This window comes from Qipengyuania citrea, assembly GCF_009828015.1.
GTDB classification, from domain to species: domain Bacteria; phylum Pseudomonadota; class Alphaproteobacteria; order Sphingomonadales; family Sphingomonadaceae; genus Qipengyuania; species Qipengyuania citrea.
On the sequence record NZ_WTYG01000002.1, the window covers coordinates 298,648 to 317,517 of the forward strand.

At 62.9% G+C, this 18,870-nt stretch carries 17 protein-coding genes and 1 tRNA gene; 6 read left to right on the forward strand and 12 right to left on the reverse strand.

The genetic code is table 11. The annotated features are described in order from the left end of the window. Positions 1–135: 135 nt before the first annotated feature. The 5 genes from GRI55_RS06970 (at position 136) to alaS (ending at position 6,613) form a co-directional block, all read left to right on the forward strand. A complete protein-coding gene (locus tag GRI55_RS06970; RefSeq protein WP_160766649.1) occupies positions 136–762 on the forward strand; it encodes a glutathione S-transferase family protein in 627 nt (208 codons plus the stop codon). Between the two features lie 95 nt (positions 763–857). Next, the gene (locus GRI55_RS06975) at positions 858–2,024 is read left to right on the forward strand and encodes a nucleotide sugar dehydrogenase (protein WP_160766650.1); all 1,167 of its coding nucleotides are present in this window, start codon (positions 858–860) and stop codon (positions 2,022–2,024) included. Continuing rightward, a complete protein-coding gene (locus tag GRI55_RS06980; protein WP_160766651.1) occupies positions 2,024–3,046 on the forward strand; it encodes an NAD-dependent epimerase/dehydratase family protein in 1,023 nt (340 codons plus the stop codon). The genes GRI55_RS06975 and GRI55_RS06980 overlap by 1 nt, the downstream gene beginning before the upstream one ends. A 6-nt stretch (positions 3,047–3,052) precedes the next feature. Continuing rightward, positions 3,053–3,883, forward strand: a complete 831-nt coding sequence (locus GRI55_RS06985) for a class I SAM-dependent methyltransferase (RefSeq protein WP_160766652.1) — start codon at positions 3,053–3,055, stop codon at positions 3,881–3,883. A gap of 72 nt (positions 3,884–3,955) precedes the next feature. After that, positions 3,956–6,613 carry an alanine--tRNA ligase gene (gene alaS, locus GRI55_RS06990; protein WP_160766653.1) on the forward strand — a complete coding sequence of 886 codons (2,658 nt, stop codon included), beginning with the start codon at positions 3,956–3,958 and terminating at the stop codon, positions 6,611–6,613. A 5-nt stretch (positions 6,614–6,618) separates the two neighbouring features. Here the strand turns inward: alaS and GRI55_RS06995 are convergent, their stop codons facing one another. From GRI55_RS06995 to cpdR, 8 genes are all read right to left on the reverse strand, one after another. Continuing rightward, positions 6,619–6,807, reverse strand: a complete 189-nt coding sequence (locus tag GRI55_RS06995) for a hypothetical protein (protein ID WP_050601058.1) — start codon at positions 6,805–6,807, stop codon at positions 6,619–6,621. Between the two features lie 43 nt (positions 6,808–6,850). Continuing rightward, positions 6,851–7,294: a hypothetical protein gene (locus tag GRI55_RS07000; protein WP_160766654.1), complete on the reverse strand. Its 444-nt coding sequence runs from the start codon at positions 7,292–7,294 to the stop codon at positions 6,851–6,853. An 81-nt stretch (positions 7,295–7,375) separates the two neighbouring features. Beyond that, a complete protein-coding gene (locus tag GRI55_RS07005) occupies positions 7,376–9,136 on the reverse strand; it encodes a cation:proton antiporter domain-containing protein (protein ID WP_050601060.1) in 1,761 nt (586 codons plus the stop codon). A 49-nt stretch (positions 9,137–9,185) separates the two neighbouring features. After that, positions 9,186–10,841 (reverse strand): carbon-nitrogen hydrolase family protein, encoded by a 1,656-nt coding sequence (locus tag GRI55_RS07010; RefSeq protein ID WP_160766655.1) that lies wholly within the window; start codon positions 10,839–10,841, stop codon positions 9,186–9,188. Between the two features lie 110 nt (positions 10,842–10,951). Beyond that, on the reverse strand, positions 10,952–12,172 hold the full coding sequence (locus GRI55_RS07015; RefSeq protein WP_160766656.1) for an NADP-dependent isocitrate dehydrogenase: 1,221 nt from the start codon (positions 12,170–12,172) through the stop codon (positions 10,952–10,954). A 294-nt stretch (positions 12,173–12,466) separates the two neighbouring features. Then, a complete protein-coding gene (locus GRI55_RS07020) occupies positions 12,467–12,706 on the reverse strand; it encodes a hypothetical protein (RefSeq protein ID WP_237452444.1) in 240 nt (79 codons plus the stop codon). A gap of 449 nt (positions 12,707–13,155) precedes the next feature. After that, positions 13,156–13,230: transfer RNA gene (locus GRI55_RS07025), tRNA-Val, on the reverse strand. A 78-nt stretch (positions 13,231–13,308) separates the two neighbouring features. Further along, entirely contained in the window at positions 13,309–13,701 is a 393-nt protein-coding gene (gene cpdR / locus GRI55_RS07030) for a cell cycle two-component system response regulator CpdR (RefSeq protein ID WP_050601063.1), read from the reverse strand. A gap of 288 nt (positions 13,702–13,989) precedes the next feature. Here cpdR and GRI55_RS07035 point away from each other — a divergent pair, with 288 nt between their 5' ends. Then, positions 13,990–14,829 (forward strand): N-formylglutamate amidohydrolase, encoded by an 840-nt coding sequence (locus GRI55_RS07035; RefSeq protein WP_237452445.1) that lies wholly within the window; start codon positions 13,990–13,992, stop codon positions 14,827–14,829. 205 nt (positions 14,830–15,034) lie between these two features. Here the strand turns inward: GRI55_RS07035 and GRI55_RS07040 are convergent, their stop codons facing one another. From GRI55_RS07040 to GRI55_RS07055, 4 genes are all read right to left on the reverse strand, one after another. After that, a complete protein-coding gene (locus GRI55_RS07040; RefSeq protein ID WP_202392399.1) occupies positions 15,035–15,841 on the reverse strand; it encodes a class I mannose-6-phosphate isomerase in 807 nt (268 codons plus the stop codon). Continuing rightward, the gene (locus tag GRI55_RS07045) at positions 15,838–16,881 is read right to left on the reverse strand and encodes a mannose-1-phosphate guanylyltransferase (protein ID WP_202392400.1); all 1,044 of its coding nucleotides are present in this window, start codon (positions 16,879–16,881) and stop codon (positions 15,838–15,840) included. The genes GRI55_RS07040 and GRI55_RS07045 overlap by 4 nt, the downstream gene beginning before the upstream one ends. Before the next feature lie 88 nt (positions 16,882–16,969). Beyond that, a complete protein-coding gene (locus GRI55_RS07050; RefSeq protein ID WP_160766658.1) occupies positions 16,970–17,953 on the reverse strand; it encodes a M48 family metalloprotease in 984 nt (327 codons plus the stop codon). Between the two features lie 61 nt (positions 17,954–18,014). Continuing rightward, positions 18,015–18,803, reverse strand: coding sequence for a SapC family protein (locus GRI55_RS07055; RefSeq protein ID WP_050601068.1), 789 nt, complete (start codon positions 18,801–18,803; stop codon positions 18,015–18,017). Positions 18,804–18,870: the final 67 nt, after the last annotated feature.

An 18,870-nucleotide genomic window follows, 5' to 3' on the forward strand; every position in this document is an offset into this window, starting at 1 on the left:
CCCCGGCGCTTCCGACAGAACGGAAAGCCGGTGCGCGCCGCTCGATGGCCGCACCGGCTTTTCCGTTTTTCGGCTGGCGACAGGTGCGCGGCAGCGCCCTAGGGTGCGCGCGAATCGCCGAATAGGGGAGCTGCCATGTCGATTACCGTCCATCACCTCAACAACAGCCGTTCGCAGCGGATACTCTGGCTGCTGGAAGAGCTGGGCGCGGATTACGACATCGTGTCCTACCAGCGCGATTCCGAAACCAATCTCGCGCCCCCCGAACTCAAGCAGGCGCATCCGCTCGGCAAATCGCCGCTCATCGAGGATGGCGACACCTGCGTCGCCGAAAGCGGCGCGATCATCCAGTATCTGTGCGAACGCCATGGCGGCGCGGACTGGCTTCCCGCACATGATAGCGAGGCGCACGTCCGGCATCTCGAATGGATGCAGTTCGGCGAAAGCAGTTTCTTCGTGCCCGTGATGCTGAAGATCTACGCGGGACGCCTCGGTGATGCCGCTGCCCCGCTGATGCCGCGCGTGGAAGAACAACTCGCCGCGCATGTCGCTTATGCCGAAGAGCACATTTCGGATGATCTGCATTTCTGCGGCGAGGGCTGGTCGGCATCGGATGTGATGATGAGCTTTCCTGCAGAAATAGCGGTTATGCAGGGCTATGCGCAGAAGGCGCCCAAGCTGGCACGCTTCGTCGAGGCGGTTCATGCACGGCCCGCATGGCAGCGCGCGCGCGAACGCGGCGGGCCCTATTTCGTCTGGTGATGTGCGGGACCACGAAGGGTTGCAATCGCCTGGGCATCCCCACAGAAGGCGGGCATGACCGCGGCTCGCGGCAGGAATAGCAGACGGGACATTCGATGAAGATCGCCGTTTTCGGCCTTGGCTATGTCGGCCTTTCCAACGCGATCATGCTCGCGCAGCACAATACCGTGGTCGGCTGCGACGTCTCGCCCGAACGCGTCGCCATGCTGGCCGAGCGCCGCTCGCCGATCCAGGATGAGCTGGTCGAGCAATATCTGCGGCGCGACGATCTCGATCTCGCGTTCACCACCGATGCCGCGCAAGCCATTGCCGGGGCGGAATTCGCGATTGTTGCGGTGCCAACCAATTACGACGTCGACACCAATTTCTTCGACACCTCCGCTGTGGACATGGTCATCGAACAGGTTCTGGCGGCCAACAGCGACGCGGTGATCGTCGTCAAATCGACCGTTCCGGTGGGATATGTCTCCGAAGCGCGGGCGCGGCACGCCAGCGACCGGATCATTTTCAGTCCCGAGTTCCTGCGTGAAGGCAAGGCGCTGTACGACAATCTCCATCCCTCGCGCATTATCGTCGGCGAACGATCCGAACGCGCGCAGCAATTCGCCGATCTGCTGCTGCAGCCCGCGCTGGAAGATGATGTTCCGGTGCTGCTCACCAATGCCGAGGAAGCCGAGGCGATCAAGCTGTTCGCCAACACCTATCTCGCCATGCGCGTCGCCTTCTTCAACGAACTCGACAGCTATGCGCTGTCGCGCGGGCTCGATACCCGGCAGATCATCGAGGGTGTCGGTCTCGATCCGCGCATTGGCGAACACTACAACAACCCGTCCTTCGGCTATGGCGGCTATTGCCTGCCCAAGGATACCAAGCAGCTGCTGGCAAATTATTCGGAAGTCCCGCAGAACCTGATCCGCGCGATCGTCGATGCCAACCGGACCCGCAAGGATTACCTCGCCGACCAGATCGTGGCGCGAAGCCCCCGGACGGTCGGCATTTACCGCCTCGTCATGAAGACGGGGTCGGACAATTTCCGCCAGTCGTCGATCCAGGGCATCATGAAACGGGTCAAGGCCAAGGGCATCGAGGTAATCGTCTACGAACCGGTGATGGACGAAGACAGCTTCTTCGGCAGCCGCGTCGAGCGCGACCTGGAACGGTTCAAGGCCGATGCGGATGTCATCGTCGCCAACCGGCTCGACCAGGCCATCGACGACGTCCGCGACAAGGTTTTCACGCGCGACCTGTTCGGGGCCGATTGATGGGCGAGAGCCGGACTGCGCTGGTCACCGGTTCGGCGGGTTTCATCGGTTATTTCATCGGCAAGCGACTGCTCGCCGACGGTTTCCGCGTTGTCGGCATCGACTCACTGTCCGATTACTACGATCCGAACCTGAAACGGCGACGCCAGGCGGAGCTGCTTCAGAACGCCGGCTTTTCTGCGACGAATGAGCCGATCGAAACGCCAGGCCTCCTGGCTGATCTCTTTGCCGAACATCGGCCCGACGTGGTCGTCCATCTCGCAGCCCAGGCGGGTGTGCGCTATTCAATCGACAATCCGCGCAGCTATCTCGAAAGCAATCTGGTCGGTACCTTCGAACTGCTCGAGGCGGCCCGCGCGCATCCGCCGCAGCATATGCTGCTCGCCTCGACCTCGTCGGCCTATGGCGCCAATACCGAGATGCCCTATCGCGAGACGATGAAGGCCGATCACCAGATGTCCTTCTATGCCGCCACCAAGAAGGCGAGCGAGGCCATGGCGCATTCCTACGCGCATCTCTTCGGCCTGCCGGTGACCATGTTCCGCTTTTTCACCGTCTACGGGCCGTGGGGCCGGCCCGACATGGCGCTGTTCAAGTTCACCCGCGCGATGCTCGCGGGCGAGAAGATCGACGTGTACAATCACGGCGAAATGATGCGCGACTTCACCTATGTGGAGGATCTCGTCGAAGCGGTCCGGCGGCTGATCGACACTCCGCCCGTACGGCCCACTACGGCCGAGGACATCGCCGAAGGCGACAGCCTGTCGCCGGTCGCGCCGTGGCGGGTGGTCAACATCGGCAATTCGCAGCCGGTCCAGCTCGGCGATATGATCGCCGCGATAGAAGACGCGCTGGGTATCAAGGCCAAGCGCAACTTCATGCCGATGCAACCGGGCGACGTCCCCGCGACCTGGGCCGATGCCGAGCTGCTGCGATCGCTCACCGGCTACGTTCCCGGCACCGATATCCGCGAGGGCGTGAGGCGCTTCGTCGCGTGGTATCGCGATTACTACCAGATCTGAGGTGCAATGACCGATCAATCCGAATGGACCGGCAAGGTCGGCAATGTCTGGGCCGAGGAATGGCAGCGCACCGATCGCAGTTTCGGACCGCTGACCCAAAAGCTGATCGCGGTCGCGCGCAGCGGACCGTTCGCACAGGCAATCGATATCGGCTGCGGCGCAGGCGAGATCAGCCTGACACTCGCTGCTGGCGCGCCGTCCTCGCATGTACTCGGCGTCGATATCAGCCACGATCTGCTGCAGGTCGCACGGGTACGGGGCCAGGATCGGCCCAATCTTCGCTTCGAATTGGCCAATGCCGCAAACTGGCATGCGGGCGCGGCGGAAAGGCCCGATCTGGTCGTCTCGCGCCACGGGGTGATGTTCTTTGCCGATCCCACCGCGGCCCTCACGCACATCGCCAGCCAAGCGGCCCCCGGGGCGCGGCTCGCCTTTTCCTGCTTCCGCGAACGCGCCGACAATATCTGGGCGCGCGAACTGGCATCGATCGCGCCGCCGGGCGAAGAACCAGCGCCCGACCCCGAAGCCCCCGGGCCGTTCGCATTCGGGCGGCGTGAACGGACCGAGACCCTGCTCGCGCAGGCCGGGTGGACCGATATCGCGTTCGAAGCGGTGGATTACGGCATGGTCGCCGGCGAGGGCGCAGAGGCGGTCGCCGATGCGCTGTCCTATTTCCAGCGCATCGGGCCGGTCGCCCGCGCGGCGGCGGCGCTGGAGGCTGCTCCGCGCGCGACAATGCTGGCGAAGCTGGAAGCACTGCTCGAAGCCCATCACCGCGATGAACAGGTGTCCTTGCCCGCGGCCTGCTGGATCGTGACTGCCCGCGCACCCGGTTGATCGTCTCTCCTGCACAGTCTGGCCGGGCATTCGCGCTTGTCGCCCGCGCGCCGATTGCCTAACTGCCCGGTCATGACTTCGACCAACGACATCCGCCGCAGTTTCCTCGACTATTTCGCACGCCACGAGCATGCCGAAGTCGTCAGTGCGCCGCTCGTCCCCTTCAGCGATCCCACGCTGATGTTCGTTAACGCCGGCATGGTGCCGTTCAAGAACTCGTTCACCGGGCTCGAAACCCCGCCCGCGCCGCGCGCCACCAGCGCGCAGAAATGCGTCCGCGCCGGGGGCAAGCATAACGATCTCGACAATGTCGGCTACACCGCGCGGCACCACACTTTCTTCGAGATGCTCGGCAATTTCAGCTTCGGCGACTATTTCAAGGAGCAGGCGATCCTGCATGCCTGGACGCTGCTGACCGAGGAATGGGGTCTCGACAAGGACCGGCTGCTGGTCACCGTCTACCATACCGATGACGAGGCCTTCGACCTGTGGAAGAAGCTCACCGGCTTCGCCGACGAACGCATCATCCGCATCCCGACCAAGGACAATTTCTGGGCGATGGGCTCGGACGGCCCCTGCGGGCCGTGTTCGGAGATCTTCTACGATCACGGCGACCATATCTGGGGCGGCCCTCCGGGATCACCCGAGGAGGACGGCGACCGCTTTGTCGAGATCTGGAATCTCGTGTTCATGCAGTTCACGCAGGAAAACGACCAGATCGTCGGCGACCTGCCCAAGCCGAGCATCGACACGGGCATGGGGATCGAACGCGTCGCCGCGGTGATGCAGGGGGTGCATGACAATTACGACACCGACACTTTCAGGAATTTGATCGCGGCGAGCGAGGGGCTGACCGGAGTGAAGGCCGAAGGCGACAGCACTGCCAGCCACCGCGTCATCGCCGACCATTTGCGTTCGACCAGCTTCCTGATGGCCGATGGCGTCCTGCCTTCGAACGAAGGCCGCGGCTATGTCCTGCGGCGGATCATGCGCCGCGCCATGCGCCACGCGCACCTGCTCGGCGCGAGCGAACCGCTGATGCACCGTCTCGTGCCCGCACTGGTTACCGAGATGGGCCAGGCCTATCCCGAACTGCAACGCGGGCAGGCGCTGATCGAAGAGGTGCTCGAACGCGAGGAAACGCAGTTCCGCCGCACGCTCGACAAGGGCCTCAAGCTGCTCGACGAGGCGACCGGCACGATGGGCGAGGGCGGGACGCTGGACGGTCAGACCGCGTTCAAGCTCTACGACACCTATGGCTTCCCCTACGATCTGACCGAAGATGCGCTGCGCAGCCGCGGCATCACCGTCGACAAGGGCGGATTCGACGCGGCGATGGAGCAGCAGAAGGCGGCTGCCCGTGCGGCGTGGAAGGGTTCTGGCCAGTCGGCCAGCGAAGAGGTCTGGTTCGATATCGCCGACGCGCAGGGATCGACTGAGTTCACTGGCTACAATTCGACCACCGGCGAAGGCGAGGTCGTTGCGATCGTCAAGGACGGCGCGCAGGTCGATTCGGCCGGGGCCGGCGATGAGGTGGTCGTTCTGACCAATCAGACGCCGTTCTATGGCGAAAGCGGCGGCCAGACCGGGGATGCCGGGCGGATATGGACGCCCGAAGGCCTCGAATTCGCAGTCGAGACCACCAACAAGCCGCTGGGCCGGCTGCACACGCATGTCGGCAGGGTTGCCGGCGGTTCGGTCAAGGTCGGCGACGCGGTTCACCTGGAAGTCGATGCCGAACGGCGCGACCGGATCCGGGCGAACCATTCCGCGACGCACCTTGTCCATGCAGCGCTGCGCAATCGCCTCGGCGATCACGTCACGCAGAAGGGTTCGCTGGTTTCCGAAGACCGCTTCCGCTTCGACTTCTCCCATCCCAAGCCGCTCGGCGATGACGATATCGCCGCGATCGAGGTCGAGGTGAACGAGGAAATCCGTGCCAACGAACAGGTCGGCACACGGCTTATGACACCCGACGATGCGGTCGCTGCGGGCGCGCTGGCGCTGTTCGGTGAGAAGTATGGCGACGAAGTGCGTGTCCTCTCGATGGGCCGCACGGTCGGCGAAGGGCGCAATTATTCGGTCGAGCTATGCGGCGGCACGCATGTGAAGGCGACCGGCGATATCGGCCTGTTCAAGATCGTTTCCGAAAGCGCGGTCAGTTCGGGTGTCCGGCGGATCGAGGCGCTGACCGGCGAAGCAGCGCGCAAATGGCTTGTCGCGCGCGACGAAGCGGTGCGGGTCATCGCGGGCGCGCTCAAGACTTCGCCCGACGAGGCGCAGGCGCGCGTCACCGCACTGGTCGAGGAACGCAAACGGCTCGAGAAGGAGCTTGCCGAAGCCAAGCGCGCGCTTGCACTCGGTGGCGGCAGCGCGAGCGAATCCGGCCCCGCCGACGAAGAAGTCGGGGGCGTCACATTTTCGGGCCAGGTGGTTGAAGGACTTAATCCGAAGGACCTGCGTCCGCTGCTCGATGAGGCCAAGGGGCGGATCGGTTCGGGCATTGCCGCGATCTGTGCGGTCAATGACGGCAAGGGCGCCTTTGCGGTGGCCGTTACCGACGATCTGACCCAACGCTTCAGCGCAGTCGATCTGGTGCGTGCCGGGGTCGAGGCGCTGGGCGGGAAGGGTGGCGGCGGCCGCCCGGACATGGCCCAGGGGGGCGGTCCGGACGGTGCCAAGGCCGACGAAGCGATCGCCGCGGTGCGCGGCAAACTTTCCGCCGGATAGGTTGCTTAGCTACGGTTGCGCGATTTGCGGCCGACTTCGGACTGGCTGCCGCGCGGGAGGTCCTGACCGCCCGTGTCGGCGGGCTTGTCGGCATTGGCAGTCGGCGGTTCGACCGTGCTTACCGGATCCTGCACGTTCTGCGGTTTGAACTTCTCGCTGTTCGGCGTCGGCTTGGTGGGGTCGGGGTTGCTCATGTCTTTCTCCTTTGCCCCACCAACGCATGGGCCAGCCGGAAGTTCATGAATTCCGCAAGGCGTCCGGATCGAGCGCGGCAAATACCTGCCTGACGTCGGATTGGGCCTTCGCAATGCGGGCCGCGTCGCGCAGCGTCTCGCGCGACGCGGCTATTTCCGCCAGTTCATCCTGGAGCGCTTCGAGCCGGAGGGTCGTGTCTGGGTCGGGCCCGCTGGCAAGCGCGCGACTTACCAGGAAGGCCAGATCGCTCACCGGGCGCATGGCGAGGAATGTCTCGATCATCGGCCCCAGCAATTCCCGGTCGTCGCGCCAGTCGCGCTCTTCGAACAGCGTCTGGACGACATGTTGCCCCGCGCCGAAGCATTCGAAGCGGAGGCAGCCGGCAAAGCCCTGTTCCGCGCGGTCCGCATAGATCGTACAGAGACCGTCATGACCGAGCTTGGGGCATGGCTGGCCCGCTTCCTTGGCGGCGGCGAAACCCGGCATGTCCTCAGAAGGGTAGGCGATACAGCACAGCGCTGCGCAGCGTGTGCAATCCGAACGGGATTCCAGCCTTGTGGCCATCGGCTAAGCCTCGGTCGTACTGGTCCGCAGCTTGGGCTTGTAGGCCAGCGCGCCTTCCTGTTCGATCTGTCCGCGGAACTCGTCGCGCTTCTCGTGGATCGAGGCGATCACCGGGCCCATTGCGACGCCGATATCGACCAGCACGGCCTCGGACAGCTGCAGCGAGCTTTCGAGCGTTTCGGGTACCGCGTGGCTCGCGCCTGCGCGGTAGAGCTGGGCCGCATGCTGGACGTCGCGCGCACGGCACACGATCAGCAGGTCGGGATGTTCGCGGCGCAGCTTGGCGACAAGGCGCTGCACGAGAACGGGTTCGTCCATCGTCAGCACCACCGCCAGCGCGTTCTCGATACCCAGCCGGTCCATCGAATCGCCGCGCGCGGCATCGCCGAAAGTCGCACGGAAACCGCCGCGCTTGGCGCTTTCGATCAGGTCCGGGTCGGCATCGAGCGCGATATAGGGCTTGTCATGCGCGGTGAGCATCTGCGCGACGAGCAGGCCGACACGGCCCGCGCCGACGATGATCACGCGGGGTTCGTCGGCCGTATCCTCGGGCAGTTCGGGGACGGGTTCGACCCGTCGGGCGATGACCCGGCCGAGACGCGCAAGCAGCGGGGTGACGGTCAGGCCGATCGCGGTGACGATCTGCCAGAACTGCGCGGTACCGGGCTGGATCAGCAACGCCGAGCTGGCCGCTGCCAGAATGATCAGCGTCGTTTCGGACGGGCTGGCCATGAGAATGCCGGTTTCCGCCGCCGTGCTGCGCCGCGCACCCATCATGCGCAGCAACATGCCGGTCACCAGAGCCTTGAAAGGTAGGATCAGCAGCACCGCGGTCGCGATCAGGCCGAAATTCTCCCAGATCGTCTGGAGGTCGATGCTCATGCCCACGGTGATCAGGAAGATTCCGAGCGCGAGGCCCTTGAACGGCTCCATGATCGTTTCGACTTCGGCGTGGTATTCGGTCTCGGCAATCAGCAGGCCCGCGATCAACGCGCCGACGATCGGCGACAGTCCAACCGCCGCGGTGGCCAGGCTCGCGCCGATCACCACCAGCAGCGACGCGGCAAGGAACAGTTCGGGGCTCTTGGTGCGCGCAGCCTGCCCGAACAGCCGGGGCAGGGCGAAGCGGCCGAGGATCATCATCGCGGCGATGACCAGCCCGCCCTGCCACAGCGTGGTGAGCATGCCTTCCCAGCCTTCGCCCGCGGCATTGGGGGCCATGGCGCCGAGGATGAAGATGATCGGCACGATCATGATGTCCTCGAACAGCAGCATCGACAGCGCTGCTCGGCCGACCGGTGAATGCGTGCCGGCAATCGGCAGCACGATGGCGGTGGACGAGAACGCCAGCGCGAAGCCCAGCGCCAGCGCACCGGTCCAGAACTGCCCCATCATCGACAGGGCGATCGCCAGCGAGCTGCCGATCACCAGCAGCTCCATCGCGCCGAGTCCGAAGACCAGCTTGCGCATCTGCCACAGCCGGTTGAAACTCAGCTCGAGCCCGATCGTGAACAGCAGCAGGATGATGCCGAATTCGGCAAAGGGTTCCAGCGCCTCCGGATCGGATATCGTTATGTGGTTGAGCCAGGGGTGCTCGAACACCAGCCGCCCGAGGCCATAGGGCCCCACGAGGATGCCGATCAGGATGAAACCGATGATCGGCGTCACGCGGAAGCGCGTGAACACCGGGATCACCAGGCCGGCCGCGCCGAGGATGACCAGCGCGTCGGATACTGCCGGACTTGCGAATTCAGCCGATGCCATGGGACCTTCCGTAACCGCGCCGTGTCAGGCTGTCACGAAGCGATCCGCGCTAACCCCCACCCGGATGAGCGGGGCCGAGCGGTTCACGGCGCGGGCGGGGCTTGCCCGGGTGCTTGCCGTCCTCGTCCCATTCGATCCGGTAGAGGTCGAAACGCCGATCGGCGAGATTGCGCACCGTCCCTTCGGCGCGCGCCCAGCTGAGATCGGCGAGATTGATGTCGCTGATCGTCAGCGTCTCGACATTCTCGCTCGCCTCGGCGGCGATTCCGTCGCGGGCGAAGGGGAAATCGCAGGGCGTCAGGATACAGCTCTGCGCATATTGGATATCCATGTTCGCGACATTGGGCAGGTTACCGACATTGCCGCTGAGCACGACGAAACACTGGTTCTCGATCGCGCGGGCCTGTCCGCAATAGCGCACGCGCAGGTAGCCCTGGCGGCTGTCGGTGCAGAAGGGCACGAAGATGATTCGCGCGCCTTCGTCCGCCAGGCGCCGCGACAGCTCGGGGAACTCGCTGTCGTAGCAGATCTGCACCCCGATCGGACCGCAGTCGGTCTGGATCACCTCGACCTTGTCGCCGCCCTTGATGTTCCACCAATAGCGCTCGTTGGGGGTGGGGTGGATCTTTTCCTGCGCATGCACCGCACCATCGCGCAGGCAAACGTAGGCGACATTGTGGATGTCGCCATCCTCCATCCGCGTCGGATGCGAACCGGCAATGATGTTGATGTTGAACCGCATCGCCATCTCGGAGATGTCGTTACGCAGCCGCGGGGTGTACTCGGACAAGCGCTCGATTGCCTCGACGGGCGAGAGTTCCTTCTCCTCGAAGCTCAACAGCATAAGCGTGAAGAGCTCGGGAAAGACGATGAAGTCCGCTTCGTAATCGCTTGCGACATCGACGAAATATTGCACTGCACGCATGAACTCGTCGTAGTCGGCTACCTGGCGCGCCTGCAGCTGGCAGGTCGCGACACGCACCGCTTCGACCCCGCGGGGCAACCGCTGCTTCACCGGTTGGTCGCGCTCGACATAGGGGTTGCGCCAGACCATCAGCACCGCATTCGCCATCGAGGCCTTGTCCTCGGGCAGGTAGCCTTGCATGATCCGCTCGGGTTCGAACCCGTTGGCCAGCTGGAAGCGCAGCACGGGGTCGTGCAGCTTGCCCTCGACGATCTTGTCGAGGTAATCCTGCGGTCCCTCGACCCGTCGGCGGAACCGGCGGTAATTGGGCATGCGGCCGGCAAAGACGATCCCGGTCAGGTCCTTTCCTTCCGCCAGCGCACGCCGTTCTTCGTAAAGCCGGCGCCCGATGCGCACACCGCGCACCTTGGGATCGACGCACATTTCGTAGCCGTAAAGCCAGTCGCCGGTCGGATCGTGGCGGCTGCCGTAACCATTGCCGGTGATCTCGTCCCAGTCGTGCGGCTGGAAGGCGAGCGCCTCGGCCAGCTGCATGGTAGCACAATAGCCGACGATCTCGTCGTCGAGCAGCGCGACGAAGCAGCCTTCGCGGAAATTGTTGATCTGGCCGCGGATCTCGCCGTGCGTATAGGCAGGCATGTCCTCGTACACCCGGCGCACGAGATGCGCGATGCCGGGAATGTCCTTGATCATCGCATTGCGCACTTCGAGCCGGCGCTGGCCGAACTTCTCGGTGCCCTTGCGCCGCGAGATGCGCTTTTTCTGTGGCGGTCTGGCCATGGTGATTCCTGTCTGTTTGAGCGGCCCATACGACAAGACCGGGGCCGGCGTCACGCCGATCCCGGTCTCTTACGTCAATCGCTGGGCAATGACGAAATGGGTCGAAGGCTTCAGGCCTGCTTGGCCATTTCCTTCTCGAGGTTCTCGACGATCGCTTCGAAGAACTGCTCGGTGGTCATCCAGCTCTGGTCCGGACCGATCAGCAGCGCGAGATCCTTGGTCATCTTGCCGCTCTCGACGGTCTTGATGCAAACCTTTTCCAGCGTCTCGCCGAACTTCACGACTTCAGGCGTGTTATCGAAGCGCCCACGATAGATCAGGCCCCGAGTCCAGGCGAAGATGCTGGCGATCGGGTTGGTGCTGGTTGCCTTGCCTTCCTGGTGCTGGCGATAGTGGCGGGTAACCGTGCCGTGCGCGGCTTCGGCTTCCACGGTCTTGCCATCGGGCGTCATCAGCACGCTGGTCATCAGGCCAAGCGAGCCGAAGCCCTGCGCCACCACGTCAGACTGGACGTCGCCGTCGTAGTTCTTGCAGGCCCACACGAACTTGCCGCTCCACTTGAGCGCGGCGGCGACCATGTCGTCGATCAGGCGATGTTCGTAGGTGATGTTCGCTTCGGCGAACTTGTCCTTGAATTCGCTTTCGAACACTTCCTCGAACAGGTCCTTGAAGCGGCCGTCATACTTCTTGAGAATGGTGTTCTTGGTCGACAGATACACCGGCCAGCCGCGGTCGAGGCCGTAGTTCATGCAGGCACGCGCGAAGTCGCGGATGCTGTCGTCGAGATTGTACATCGCCATGGCGACGCCCGAGCTCTGGAACTCGTAAACGTCGAGATCGATGTTCTCGCCATTCTCGCCTTCGAAGACAAGGCGCAGCTTGCCGGGGCCGGGGATCAGCGTGTCCTTGGCGCGGTACTGGTCACCGAAAGCGTGACGGCCGACGACGATGGGATCGGTCCAGCCGGGGACGAGGCGCGGAACGTTGTCGATCACGATCGGCTCACGGAAGACCACGCCGCCAAGGATGTTGCGAATCGTGCCGTTGGGGCTGACCCACATTTTCTTGAGGTCGAATTCCTCGACGCGGGCTTCGTCGGGGGTGATGGTGGCGCATTTTACGCCCACGCCATATTGCTTGATCGCATTGGCCGCGTCGATCGTGATCTGGTCATCGGTTTCGTCGCGCTTCTCGATCGAGAGGTCGTAATACTTAAGGTCGACGTCGAGATAAGGCAGGATCAGCCGCTCGCGAATCCACTGCCAGATGATTTTCGTCATTTCGTCGCCGTCGAGTTCGACGATCGGGTTCGCAACCTTGATCTTCGCCATGGGTATCCTGTTCGTTCAAAATGAATTGCGCGCGCCATAGCAGAGCACGGCGCGAGGGCAAGGTTGGACAAGATGTTCGCCGAGGGGACAATCGGTGCGGATAGGTAGCCCGACCTGCGCAAAAGGGTCAGGCTAGTGCCGACAATCCGCCACCAAGGTCGCTTTCACTGCCGGGTAAAGCCGCGACGCATAGGGCCGCTTGCAGAAGTCTCATTTCCAAGAAGCAAGCGCACAAAGAAAAACCGGCCGCGGAGAGAACTCCGCGGCCGGTCCGTTTCAAGCTAGCAGCTTAAATTATGCGCTAACCGGGGTATCGTCGTCGTCGTCAGCGGCGATAACAACGCCTGCCACAACTGCGATACCGGCCAGGATGGCGATGATGAGGCCAGCGCCACCAAGTTCCGAGGTGTCTTCAGCGGCAGCCGACGAACGCTCGACAGCAACCGGAGCAGCCGAAGCGGCCACAGGCGCGAACGCCATTGCAGCAGCCGAAGCCGAAATCAAAATTTTCTTCGCAATCATCTTGTTCTCCATTGTGAATTCAGATCTTTAGCCGAAACGCGAGAAGCGAGCCGACTGCGCCCGTATTCGAATCATACCTAGTTGATCTAGCCGGCGCTAGCAACCCCGTTAATCGCCGTGAGTGACCCATTCGTCTCACGTGGGAAGGGCATAAATTACATTCGTTCTCAAAAGGTTGACTTCAGAACCCTATCTGTCGCTCGGCACCGTTTTACTTTCCAACCTCTGGTGTGGCCTTTATGCAGCAAGCTGCCAGGCCTTTAGATCGAAATCACCGTGACTGACAGGGCGGACAATTCTGTAGCGAACACGCAGCACAACAACTAATGGCAGATGCCAAGTTGCCGCATAGCTTTTTCTTTACTTCGCCCTCTAAGGGGACGCCCATTTTCTAAAACGCGATAGGAAACAAAAAAGCCCGCCGTTTCCGGCGGGCTTTTATATGCCTCTGGAGGCTTCGATGGTGGGCGTAGCAAGGATTGAACTTGCGACCCCTACGATGTCAACATAGTGCTCTACCACTGAGCTATACGCCCGCACCAACGGCGCCCCTTTGCAGGGCAGGCCGGCCCTTTAGCGAGCCTGGGAAAGCCGCGCAAGGGCCTATTGTCGACTTATTGAAACTGGGCGCTGATGCGGTCGTCGAGGACCCGTTCAACCTCGAGAACGAGGTCGCGCAGATGGAACGGTTTGGAGAGCACCTTGGCGTTCGGCTGCTCGCGGCTGGCCTTCAGTGTCACGGCGGCAAAACCGGTAATGAACATGACCTTGGTGTCGGGGCTGATCTCGTTGCAACGCTGCGCGAGTTCGATGCCGTCCATTTCGGGCATAACGATATCCGACAGCAGCAGATCGTAGCCCGTCTCCTTCAGCAACGGGAGGGCCTCGGTTCCGCGATCGACCGCATCGACGGCGTAGCCGGCATTGACGAGCGCGCGTTCGAGATAGACGCGCATTGCATCGTCATCCTCGGCAAGCAGGATTCGCTGGTTCGGTGTTGCATTCATGGATGCGTGCATAACGCACGAGCTTTAAAAAACCATGTATCGGAAACGAGTATTGTTAACGGCGCCGGGGCGAGATGGTGGCTTCGGGCACGTCCTGACAGTTTATCGGGGACGAGTGCCCGACAGCGCCGCAATTCCGCGCTTGCCTAATCGCCGCGATCGCACGAACGTGGGGTGATGGTACACACGCCGGCAGCAGCGCAGGAGCGCCTCCAGCCCCTTACGGGCGGACGCATCCCGGAGAACGACGCGCCATCATACCGCCTGTGGCAGCGGGAAGGGGGGCAGTTGCCGGTTTTGATCGCGGTGCCGCATAGCGGACGGTGCTATCCTGCTTTTCTGCTCGCAGCGCTACGCCAGCCCGAACGCGCCAGCCTGCGCCTGGAAGACCGCCATGTCGATGCGCTTGCCCTGCCTGCAGCCGAGGCGACGCAAACCAGTCTTCTGCTGGCCGATGCACCCCGAGCGATGATCGACCTCAACCGGTCGGCGGACGATATCGATTGGGGCATGGTTCGCGGGCCCAAGCCGCGCATAACACGTCATTCGCTTGCCAACCGGCGTTCACGCAATGGGCTGGGGCTGGTGCCCCGGCGGCTTCCGGGTATGGGCGAAATCTGGCGGCGAGCGCTCGATCGGAGCGAGCTCGATAGCTGGATCGCGGGGATCTATCATCCCTACCATGCGGCTCTGAGCCATGAACTCGAGCGCTTGCGCGACCGGTGGGGCACGGCGCTGCTTATCGATCTGCATTCCATGCCGCCCTTGCCCAAAGCGCAACCGCACGATCAGCCGGCCGAGTTCGTAATCGGCGATCGGTTCGGCGCGTCGTGCGAACCGGGGCTGGTCGATCTTGCGATCAGGTATTTGGCGAACAACGGCCGCCGGGTGGCGCACAACCGGCCCTATGCGGGAGGATATGTTCTCGACCGCTACGGACAGACGGCACGCGGTATTCATGCGATCCAGGTCGAGGTCTGTCGCAGTACCTATCTCGATGCACGCTTGGACCAACCGAGCGTGCGGGCAGGGGCAATCGCGAAGCTCCTGTCGGGCCTGATACGCACGCTCGGCACCGAGGCGGCGCTGATGGGCAACTCCGGCGTCGCCGCGCAAGCGGCGGAATGACCCAGAAAAAAACCACCCCACGCAAGTGCGCAGGGTGGCCAAGGTTCAGGGAGGAATGCACTCGCGTGCATTACCGGACGAGCGATGAGGGAAAGCGTCGTCCGGCTCAGGAAAAATGGGTTCGGGCGGCTTTGGTTTCAAGAGGCGGCCTGCCGTGAAAGCGTCACGGTTGAGCGCAGGATCAGGAGGCCGTCGCCGGGGCGGGTCAGCGCCTTGGCTGCGCGATCAACAGCAGCGCATCGCCGTGCAGCATATCTGAGCGCGGACCGTGAACAACAGCGCATTCGCCAACGGCCAAGTCTTCCTTTCCTATGCCGACCGTTCCCGAGAAGGGAATGAATAAAGCCGGGTGATCGGCAAGCCCAGGGAAGGGCGCTTCGCCGCCGCAGCGCCAGTAGAACAGGTCGAAATGCGGCCCGTCGACAAGTTGGCCGGCGTCACCATCGATCCTGCTGCGCAGCGAAGACGGGTATGGGGCTGTGTCAGCGATTTCGACGCCGCGATCGAGATGGAGTTCGCGTGGGCGACCGTAGTCGAACAGGCGAAAGGTAATATCGTTGTTCTGTTGCACCTCGATAAGGCTGACCCCGCCGCCAATGGCGTGGACGGTGCCGCCCGGGATATAGAATGCATCTCCCGGATAGACTTCGTGCCAGTCCAGCAGATCGATAATGCTACCATCCAGCGCGGCCGCTTGCATGTGCTCAGCACTGATCTTTTCGCGAAACCCGGCCGCAATCCTCGCGCCCGGTTCGGCATGAGTGATGACCCAGCATTCGCTTTTTCCAGTGGTGCCGAGGCCCAATGCTCGTGCCTGCTCATTCGTGGGGTGAGCCTGAACCGACAGTCTTTCGCTGGCAAAAATGTATTTCGCCAAGAGCTGGTCTAGATCGCGTGTCGGTTCGAACCAGACCTCTCCAATTGGTTTCTGAAACGAGTGACCAAACAGCGGCGGAAGTCGCGAAACACCCCATACTTTTTCGACGAACCGGGTTCGGAGCTTCTGGATCATGAATTCGTGCAACGGCTTGCCTCGCCGATTCGTTGGGCAGCGTCGCGCGCCACGACAAGAACATCGTCGCCGTCGACAACCACCACGGTGTCGTCTACGCCAATTAACGTGACATGCGGACCGTCGCTGTCGATCATGGAACCTGTCGCGCCCAGGATCTCACCGGGTCCGACGACAACGTTCGGCTCGTTGGCGGGGTTTCGTTCGCGCAAGAGCGCATCCCAATTGCCGATGTCGGACCACCCCATGGAAACATCGATCATCGCGGCACGGCCGGTGTTCTCCATAACCGCGTAGTCGACTGACTCCGCAGAGATCGTTGCAAAGCAATCGGCGTCGGGGCGGATGTCGCTGCCGGATCTCACGCCCTTTTCAAGGGCTGCTGCAGCCGCGATAGCAATTTCCGGTCGATGCTTTTCCAACTCACTGAGGTAGGTTCCGGCCTTGAAAGCGAAAATGCCGCCATTCCAAGCGTATCCACCGTCCGCCAGGAAACCCAGTGCCGTTGCCAGATCGGGTTTTTCGACGAAACTCTGCACTTCGTACCCGGCGCCGAGGGGAGGGCCGCGGTGTAGGTAGCCATACCCGGTTTCCGGCGCGGTGGCTTGGATCCCGAACGCCACCAAGTGATCTTCGCTCGCCAGTTCCGCAGCTGCGCCTGCCGCATCCCGAAATGCCTGCGGATCGACGATGTGATGGTCGCTCGGGCATACCAGCATAATTTCCTGCGGCTCCAAGGCCATCGCCGCAAGGGCAATTGCCGGTGCTGTATTGCGACCCATCGGCTCGATGACGAACTGCGCATCTGGCGCGATCGCCGCTGCCTGTGGTTTGGCGAATTGAAGGTGATGCTCGCCAATCACCACGATCGGAGCGGAAAACAGGTGCCGGTCTGTGCACCGTGAAAGGGTGGCTTCGAAGAGCGTGTTCGAGCCCAAGAGCGGAATAAACGGCTTCGGTTTGCTGGCACGGCTTCGCGGCCAAAGGCGCGTTCCACTGCCCCCACACAAGACAACAGGTACGATTGTCGGCACGCGCATCGCCTCCCCGCGATTGGAAGCGATTGATGTGGCAGACCCGAGGTTCTCTGAAAAGGGGCTGCCAGGCCTTTACGCCAAGGAGATATTGCTAATTCGCCTCGTGCGGAATTTCCAGTTCGGGAACGAAGCCCGTTTGCCAATCGGCCAGGCCCGCTGGGTGGGACTGTGCAGCCTCGGCGATTTTCGCCAGTTCGGCTTCGATGAATTCGACGCGTTCGTCCCAGCCGTCATGCGTACGCTTGCGGAAGATCCAGCCGCCATGCTTCGGGCCCCAGGTCCGCATGAAACGGACCGCGGCTGCGGGATCGTAGCCGGCATTGTGCAGAAGCCACGGCATCAGCCGGTCGGCATCGCGCTCGGAGAGCCGGACGAGTTTCCTTTTCCAGCCGATTTCGGCGAAAGTCTGCGGATGGCCCAGGATGTTATGCGCCATTTCGTGCGCTATCGCGGCCGCGAATGACGCTTCGTCATACGCGAGGCCCGGAAAGTTTTCCCCGACCAGTACACGCTCGCCGTCGGCCGCCGCGCTGCTCTTGGAATCAACGAGCTCGAACCGCGTGGGGCAGGCCGGGACCCCGGTGATCGAAGCCGCCAGCGCCGGCGTTTCGGCGCGGCTCAAGGAAAGATCCAGCGTTCCCCGGGATAGCGCATCATCGATTATGTCCCGCAGCGCGGTGACACGCTGCCAGCGCGGATTGGTCAGTGGCCATTCGGCCTCGATCGTGCGGCCAGCGATAGCGAGGATCGTGTCATTCTGCCGAATGCCTGCGGCGTCAGCCGGAGACAGCGGCGCAACCGCCTGCACGCCGATATCGCCGAGCAGGCCAAACTGCCGGCGCACTGCGGCGGGATCACTGTAACTGCCTGCATCGTGGATCAGGAGGCCGGAAACCCTCACCGTCTGGTCGCAGAATGCCGCGTTCGCGGTAGCCAGACGGTATCCGACCCGGAAGAGCCGATCCTCGCTGCGCTGAAAGGTTTCGAGAGGTTCGGGCGGGTCGCTACCGTCCGCAGCCGCCGAAGCCATGCTCCCGGCCATGCCCAGAGCGAGCGCGGCGACTATCGTGCGCATGCGCGCAAATCGAGGCACGGGAGCGCGAGCCGGAGTGGTGCGCGCTCCCGTACTCGAATGATTATGCAGTCGGGACACCGGCGGTCGCAGCATCGGGCAGGGGAACCTTGCCCTGCTGGAGCTGGCGCCCGAAAATCGTGCGCATCACGTCCATCGAGAAGATCTGCGCCCAGATCAGGGGCAGCAGGCCGCTCTCGGTCCATTTGCGCAGCTGGTCACCGCGAAGTTCGCGCAGCTTGTCCTGGTTGATCATCTGGAAGCCACGGTAGATGAAGGGCTTGTCGCTGCCCTGCTGCGTGATGGAAATCTCGCCATCCATCAGCAGGTCATGGTCCTTGAGTTCCTTCATGAAGGCCTGCGTGCGCTGACCGGCATGCTCGAACTGCTCGCAGAACTCGAGGATCTGCTTGGTGCCTTCGCTGGCTTCCCCGTTCTCGAACAGCGGCTGGCCGTCTTCGAATTCGCCGATATTCTCGGCGGTGGGATCGAAGCAGAGCGACAGTTCGTCGCTGTCCGGCTTGAGCCGTGCAAGCATGAAGGGGTAGCGGCGGACGTAAGCGGGGATGTAAACCTGTTCGGTCACCGTACCTTCGTCATCGACGAAAGTGTTTACGCCGTCGTTGAGCCCCATCAGCGCGAGCGGAACGGCATCCGGACCAGTCGAGAAAACGATCGGCAGGTCGCGCTGCGCCTGGACGAATTCATCAACCGTCAGGGGCACTGCGTGCTGGTTGGCCAGCCAAGGGGCCTTCGGCATCGGACGCGAACGATAGTTCGCATGGTCCTTGCTGTTGAGCGGCATCAGGTCTTTGAAGAACAGGGGCAGGTTGGGCTGCGGCGCGCTGGCCATGGATTTCTCCGAAATTCGATTGGATTGAGCAGCACACCCCGGGAGGATATGCGCGCGAAGCGCGGGC